Origin of the sequence: Paraburkholderia sp. SIMBA_030, assembly GCF_046535245.1 — a bacterium.
Taxonomy (GTDB): domain Bacteria; phylum Pseudomonadota; class Gammaproteobacteria; order Burkholderiales; family Burkholderiaceae; genus Paraburkholderia.
The window spans coordinates 1-258 of record NZ_JAWRXB010000968.1; the positions used below are offsets into that span (position 1 = coordinate 1).

Genomic DNA, 258 nt, shown 5'->3' on the forward strand with positions numbered 1-258 from the left:
TTTTCGCAGCCGGGCCTGCTCGGCGACGCCGTCACGCTCGACGAAGTGTTCCAGCCCGGCCTGCTCGCGTGGGATCTCGCGCTGCTCGTCGAAGTCAACTTCGCGCTGGAAGACCAGCGTTTTCGCGCGCATCTCGTCATGCTGATGGCCGAAGAGTCGATCCATCACGTAAGCCGGGCCATCGACGCGCTGTTGCACAGCCTATGACTACCCCTGAATTGCCGTTGTCGACGCCCTCGCTGTCCGACCTCGTGGTCG

At 63.6% G+C, this 258-nt stretch carries 1 pseudogene; it reads left to right on the forward strand.

Annotated elements, in window-relative coordinates:
- Nucleotides 1–207 (forward strand): annotated as a pseudogene (locus SB772_RS42895) (chemotaxis protein); the annotation flags it as partial.
- Nucleotides 208–258: the final 51 nt, after the last annotated feature.